Raw genomic sequence first — 333 nt, 5'->3', positions numbered from 1 at the left:
GGCCGACAGGTCGATGTTCGCCGGCATGACGTCGAGGCCCTCGACGTGCGTGTGCACGATCGCGTCGTGCGCATCGCGCTTCGTGTCGAGCATGAGGTCGTAGATCGTCGTCATGTCGTGCGTGTTGATGCCGAGGCCCGCCGACAGCGCGCCCTGAGGGTCGAAGTCGACCGCGAGCACCTTGCGTCCGTACTCGGCGAGCGAGGCCGCGAGGTTGATACTCGTGGTCGTCTTGCCGACGCCGCCCTTCTGGTTGCAGAGGGCGATGATGCGGGCGGGGCCGTGGCGATCAAGCTTCGCGGGGGCCGCCCCTACAACGGGTTTGCGACCCCC

At 67.9% G+C, this 333-nt stretch carries 1 protein-coding gene; it reads right to left on the bottom strand.

Going from position 1 to position 333, the window contains the following annotated elements; translation table 11 throughout:
- Window positions 1-333, bottom strand: a 333-nt coding sequence (locus SB754_RS19600; protein ID WP_410784069.1) for a ParA family protein, incomplete at both ends; no start/stop codon positions are given.

It is taken from the genome of Leifsonia sp. SIMBA_070 (assembly GCF_046534635.1).
Classification (GTDB): Bacteria; Actinomycetota; Actinomycetes; order Actinomycetales; family Microbacteriaceae; genus Leifsonia.
The sequence above is the reverse complement of the archived record's forward strand: the minus strand, read 5'-3'. Positions and strand labels throughout refer to the sequence as shown.